At 66.9% G+C, this 6,494-nt stretch carries 2 protein-coding genes; one reads left to right on the top strand and one right to left on the bottom strand.

What is annotated here, in order from left to right; all coding sequences use genetic code 11:
• Positions 1–225: 225 nt before the first annotated feature.
• Positions 226–3,618, bottom strand: coding sequence for a transcription-repair coupling factor (gene mfd, locus LQR33_RS01910; RefSeq protein WP_269326179.1), 3,393 nt, complete (start codon positions 3,616–3,618; stop codon positions 226–228).
• A gap of 282 nt (positions 3,619–3,900) precedes the next feature.
• Here mfd and LQR33_RS01915 point away from each other — a divergent pair.
• Positions 3,901–6,494 (top strand): sensor domain-containing protein (locus LQR33_RS01915; protein ID WP_231467221.1); only part of this gene is annotated, 2,594 nt, incomplete at its 3' end.

Here is a 6,494-nt window from a genome sequence, read left to right on the forward strand (position 1 = left end):
GGCTCCTTGAAAATGGATTTGAAGACGGGGTTTCGCAGCGCTGCGGGGCGGCCTTGGGGTTGTGAGGGGGCTGGTCGCGCAGCCCCCTCACCCGTTTGCCGGGCGGAACCGGCACTAAATCATTATCCGCGAAGCGGATTCATCAGAAGAGATTGCGTGGATAGGAGAACGGCCAGCTCAATCGAGCTGGCCGTTCATTCGAGGCAGGATGGAAATCAAGCAAGCCTACGCGCTCAACTCCTTCAACACCTCCTTCACCTTCACGATCCGCTGCGCCACCTCAGGCAGCGCCTGCTCGATGCGCAGCTTGTCCTGCCCGGCCAGGCGGTAGTTCTTCTTGCTCTGGATCAGCATGATGATCTTCACCGGGTCGATCGGCGGGTTCTTGACGAAGGTGATCTGCACCGCCACCTCGCTGGCGTCCAGCTTCTGCACGCCCAGCTCCTTGGCGGCCAGGCGCAGGCGGTGGCTTTCGATCAGCGTCTTCACGCTCTGCGGCGGCAGGCCGAAGCGGTCGATCAGCTCTTCGTGGATATCGTCGATCTCGGCCTCGGTCTCGCAGCTGGCCAGCCGTTTGTAGATCAGCAGCCGCTCATGCACGTCCGGGCAGTAGCCGTCCGGCAGCAGCGCCGGGCTGTGCAGATTGATCTCGGTGGTGACGCCCAGCGGCGCGTCGAGGTCGGGCGCGCGGCCCTTTTTCAGATCGCGCACCGCCTGCTTCAGCATCTCGGTGAACAGGCTGAAGCCCACTTCCTGCATTTCGCCGGATTGGCCCTCGCCCAGCACCTCGCCGGCGCCGCGGATTTCCAGATCGTGCATCGCCAGGTAGAAGCCCGCGCCCAGCTCCCCGGACAGCTGGATCGCTTCCAGACGCTTCTGCGCGTCGCGGGTCATGCCGTCCGGCGTCAGCAGGTAGGCGTAGGCCTGGTGATGGCTGCGGCCGACTCGGCCGCGCAACTGGTGCAGCTGCGCCAGGCCGAACTTGTCGGCGCGGTTGATCAGTATCGTGTTGGCGTTGGGGATGTCGATGCCGGTTTCAATGATGGTGGAGCACAGCAGCAGGTTGAAACGCTGCTGCAGGAAGTCGCGCATCACCTGTTCCAGCTCGCGTTCGCGCAATTGGCCGTGGGCGACGCCGATGCGCGCCTCCGGGATCAGCTCGGCTAGCTTCTCCCGCATGTTTTCGATGGTGTCGACTTCGTTGTGCAGGAAGAACACCTGGCCGCCGCGCTTCAGCTCGCGCAGCACCGCTTCGCGGATCACGCCGTTGGACAGGGGGCTGACGAAGGTTTTCACCGCCAGCCGGCGCGACGGCGCGGTGGCGATAGCGGAGAAGTCGCGCAGGCCTTCCAGCGCCATCGACAGCGTGCGCGGAATCGGCGTCGCCGTCAGCGTCAGCACGTCCACATTGGCGCGCAGCCGCTTCAGCTGTTCCTTCTGCCGCACGCCGAAGCGGTGCTCCTCGTCGATGATGACCAGGCCCAGATTCTTGAACTGGATATCAGGCTGCACCAGCTTGTGGGTGCCGATGACAATGTCGACGCCGCCGTCGGCGAGGCCCTGCAAGGCTTGCTTGGTTTCCTTGCCGCTCTTGAAGCGCGACAGTTCGGCGATGCGCACCGGCCAGTCGGCGAAGCGGTCGGAGAAATTCTGGAAATGCTGTTCGGCCAAGAGCGTGGTGGGCACCAGCACCGCCACTTGCTTGCCGCCCATCACTGCGACGAAGGCGGCGCGCAGCGCCACCTCGGTCTTGCCGAAGCCGACGTCGCCGCAAACCAGCCGGTCCATCGGCTTGCCGGAGCACATGTCCTGGATCACCGCCTCGATGGCGGTGGCCTGGTCCGGCGTCTCTTCGAAGCCGAAGCCGGCGGCGAAGGCGCTGTAGTCGGCGGGGGACAGCTCGAAGCTGTGGCCCTCGCGCGCCGCGCGCTGGGCGTACAGGTTCAGCAGCTCGGCCGCGGTGTCGCGCGCTTTTTCCGCCGCGCGCTTCTTGGCTTTTTCCCAGGCGGGATTGCCCAGCTTGTGCAGCTGGATGTCGTCGGTGGCGCCGCCGGCGTAGCGCGAGATCAACTGCAGCTGCGATACCGGCACATAGAGCGTGGCGCCGTCGGCGTACTCCAGCTGCATCAGCTCGGTTTCGCCTTCGCCCAGGTCCATCGTCACCAGGCCGACGTAGCGGCCGATGCCGTGCGCCTCGTGCACCACCGGGTCGCCGGCCTTGACCTCGGCCAGGTCGCGCAGCATCGCGTCGGAGCCGGCGCGGCCGGCCTTGCGGCGGGTGTGGCTGCGGGCGACGTGCTGATACAGCTCGCTTTCGGTCACCACGGCGATGGCCGGATCGGCCAGCGCGAAGCCGGAGTAGAGCGGCGCGACGGCCAGCGCCAGCGCGGCCTTGCCGCCAGCGAAATCGGCCCAGCTGTCAATCGGCGTCGGCTTGATGCCGTTTTCGGCCAGGAAGGCCAGCATGGTTTCGCGCCGGCCCAGGCTTTCCGCCGCCAAGAGGATGCGTTTGCCGCCGGCGGCGATGAAGCTTTGCAGCTTGTGCAGCGGCGCGTCGGCGCGGCGATCCACCGCCAGTTCGGGCAGCGCGGCGCCGGTTTCGCCGTCGCCGGAGAGTTCGATGCGGGCATAGGGCTTGAGCCTCGCCATCAGCTCGTCCGGGCGCAGGAAGATGTCGGCCGGCGCCAGCACCGGACGGTCGACGTCGCCGCGCGCCATCTCATAGCGGCCTTGCGCGTCGCGCCAGAAGGTTTCCGCCGCCGCCTGCACGTCGTGGTGTTGCACCACCAGCGCGTCGTCGCCGACGTAGTCGAACAGCGTCGCGGTTTCGTCGAAGAACAGCGGCAGATAGTATTCGATGCCCGCCGGCCACAGACCCTGAGACACGTCCTTGTAGACGCGGCTTTTGCTTGGGTCGCCTTCGATCCTCTCGCGGTAGCGCTGGCGGAAGGCGGTGACGCCGCTCTCGTCGGCCGGGTATTCGCGCGCCGGCAGCAGCCGCACCTCCGGCACCGGATACAGCGTGCGCTGAGTATCCGGGTCGAAGGTCTTCAGGCTGTCGATCTCGGCGTCGAACAGGTCGATCCGGTACGGTAGCGGCGAACCCATCGGATAGAGGTCGATCAGGCTGCCGCGGACGGAGAATTCGCCCGGGGCCATCACCTGGGTGACGTGCTGGTAGCCGCCGGACACCATATCGGCGCGGAGCTTCTCCACATCGAGTTGTTGGCCGGTCTTCAGGAAAAACGTCCGGCCCAGCAGGTAGCTCACCGGCGCCAGCCGCCCCAGCGCGGTGCTGACCGGCGCGATCACCACCTGGCATTCGCGCTGGCGGATTTGCCACAGCGTGGCCAGGCGCTCGCTGACCAGGTCGCCGTGCGGCGAGAAATGGTCGTAGGGCAGCGTTTCCCAATCCGGGAACAGCGCGATGGAAAGGTCAGGCGCGAAGAACGGCAGCTCGGCTTTCAGCCGCTGGGCGGCCTGGGCGTCGGCGGCGAGAACCAGCAGTGGGCGGCGCTGCTTGGCAAGCGCGGCGATGGCATGGCTGTCCAGGCCGTCTGGCAGGCGGCCGCAGCGGGTTTTCTGGCCGGCGGGCGGCAGGGTCGGGAGCGTATCCAACTTGATCTGGCTTCTGTGCGGGGTTGTGCTTGTCGCGATTATAACAGTGCGCCGGGCGGCCTTACGGCTTTGCCTGCGGCCGACTCTAGCCGGCGTCTGGATTCCCGGCTATCGTATGCGTTTGTTTCAAGCCAGTTTTAATTTTGCATGAAGAAAATTAGCTGTTAATGCTAATCGGATATCAGAAAAAATAATAGCCATGTCTCTGAAACCGCCCAGGGTTGCAGAGCCGGGATGGAGCAAGATCCGGTCAACCGGACGACAGTGGAGAAGGATGGGAGCGTGAGAACCACACCTAGGGTGGAGGAGTTGCTGGTATTCCTGGGCTTTGTCGCCAGCGTGGCCTTGTGGCCGCGCGGTCCGCATGCGGCATTGTCCCTGGCGAGTTTCGCGCCGCACGGCTTGCTGTGCTGGCAGTTGCTGGCGCGGGAGCCGCGGCGCGCGTGGTGGTGGCCGCTGGCGGCCGGCATGGCCGCGGCGGCGTGGATGCCGCCGCCATGGGCCCTGCTGATGGCGGCGTCGCTGTGCCTGATCCGGCCGGGCTTGCGCCTGGGCGGTCTGCTGGGCGGATTGGAGCGCCCGCGCACGCCGCAGCAGCTGCGCCACCTGCTGCTGGCTTTGTTTTATCCGGCGCTGGCGGCGACCCTGTTGCTGGGCGGCTATGCCTGGGCGGCCGGCGGGCTGGCCGGCCATCCGTGGTCTTGGGCCTGGCAATGCTGGGCGGCGCTGGCGTCGGCGCTGTTCCTGTGCGCGCCGCTGGCCCGTCCGCCGCTGCGTCCGCTGCCGGTGCCGTTGCGGCTGGAACTGGCGTTGATCCTGCTGCTGTCGGCCGGCGGCGTGGGCCTGTTGCTGGCCGCCGGAGAGCCGCCGGGCGTGCCCAGCCAGCTGCTGTTCTTCCCCTTGATCTTGTGGGCGGCCTGCCGCACCGGCCCCGGCGGCGCGGCGCTGACGTCCGGCATGGCGTCGCTGCTGCTGTCGCTGGCGGCGCTGCCGCCGGCCGGCCTGGTGCGCGTGGGCATGGGCGACGCGGCCACCGATCTCTTGCTGGCGCTGGCCTTGAACGTGTCCGGCCTGCTGGTGGGCATCCTGATGGATGGCCACCGCGCCGACGGCGAGACGCTGCGCGCGTTCCGCGCCCGCATTGAATCGCTGGTAAACCACAGTCCGACAATGATGTCGCTGAAGGACATGGACGGACGCTACCTGCTGGTGAACGCCGCTTACGCGCGCCGGGTCGGCATGTCGGCCGATTCGCTGCTGGGGAAGCGGCCGGAGGATGTATTCGATCTTGAGGACGCGCAGCAGATACGCGAGCAGGACCAGCAGGTGCTGAACCTGCTGTCGCCGCGGCAGTTCGACGAGCACTTCGCGCTCAACGGCGTGGAAACCTATCTGCTGGCGTCCAAGTTTCCCCTGTTCGACGCCGACGGCCGGCCGGCCGGCGTCGGCAGCGTGGACACCGACATCACCCAGTCCCGGCGCGAGCAAAAAGCCAAGCGCGAGGCCGAGGACCGGTATCTGGCGCTGGTGGAGCAGTCGCTGGTCGGCATCTACATCATGCAGGACGAGAAGCTGGCCTACGTGAATCCCAAGCTGGCCGAGATCATGGGCTACCAGCCGGAGGAGATGGCCGGCATGACCATGGGCCAGATCCTGGTGCCCGGAGAAGCCGAGCGGCTGCGGCAACAGCTGCTGCGCCGCTTCCGCGACAATATCGCGGTGATGCATTACTCCACCCGCGGACTACGCAAGGACGGCGTGCTGGTGGACATGGAGGTGCACAGCCGCTTGTTCGAGCTGAACGGCCGCAAGGCGGTGATCGGCGTGGTGATGGACATCTCCGAGCGCCTGCTGGCCGACACCAATCTCAGGCTGGCCGCCAAGGTATTCGAAAACTCGGCCGAGGGCATCCTGATCCTGGATGCCGGCGCGCGCATCATTGCCGTCAACGACGCTTTCTCCCGCATTACCGGCTACGCCGAGGAAGAGGCGCTGGGCAAGGCCTCGCGCATTTTCAACATTGAGCAGCAGGCGCGGGCGGCGATGCAGCAGGCGCTGGCCGATTGCGGCCACTGGCAAGGCGAGATGCTGGACCGGCGCAGGGGCGGCCAGTGGTATCCGGCCGAGCTGTCGATCTCGGCGCTGCGCGACGAAGACGGCGTGCTGTGCAACTACGTCGCGGTGTTCTCCGACATCACCCAGCGCAAGGAGGCCGAGGAGCGGCTGCAGTTCCTGGCCAACCACGACCCGCTGACCCGGCTGCCCAACCGCAGCAGCCTCACCGCCAGCCTGGACGAGGCGCTGACGCGGATGGACGGCGAGGACGGCCGGTTGGCGGTGATGTTCATCGACCTGGACCGCTTCAAGCTGATCAACGATTCCTTCGGCCACCAGGTGGGCGACCAGCTGCTGTGCGAGATCGCGATCCGCCTGTCGCGCGTGGTGGGCGAGCGCGGCCTGCTGGCCCGCCTGGGCGGCGACGAGTTCACGCTGCTGATGAGCGGTTTCGACAGCCACCACCAATTGGCCGACATGGCCTCGGCCATCCTGGCGGCGCTGGGCAAACCGCTGTGCCTGGAGGCGCACGAGGTGTTCATCACCGGCAGCATAGGCATCAGCGTGTTCCCGCACGACGGCCGCGATGCGCGAACGCTGCTGAAGAACGCCGACGTGGCGATGTACCGCGCCAAGGAGGCGGGCAAGAACACCTATCAGTTCTTCGACGTCGGCATGAACACCCAGACTTTCGAGCGGCTGCTGCTGGAGAACGGCCTGCGCATGGCGCTGGAGCGCCACGAGTTCGAACTGCACTACCAGCCGCAGCTGATCGCGGGCAGCCGGGCGCTGGCCGGGGCCGAGGCGCTGCTGCGCTGGCG

It is taken from the genome of Chromobacterium piscinae (assembly GCF_021129175.1).
In the GTDB taxonomy this organism is placed as follows: domain Bacteria; phylum Pseudomonadota; class Gammaproteobacteria; order Burkholderiales; family Chromobacteriaceae; genus Chromobacterium; species Chromobacterium piscinae.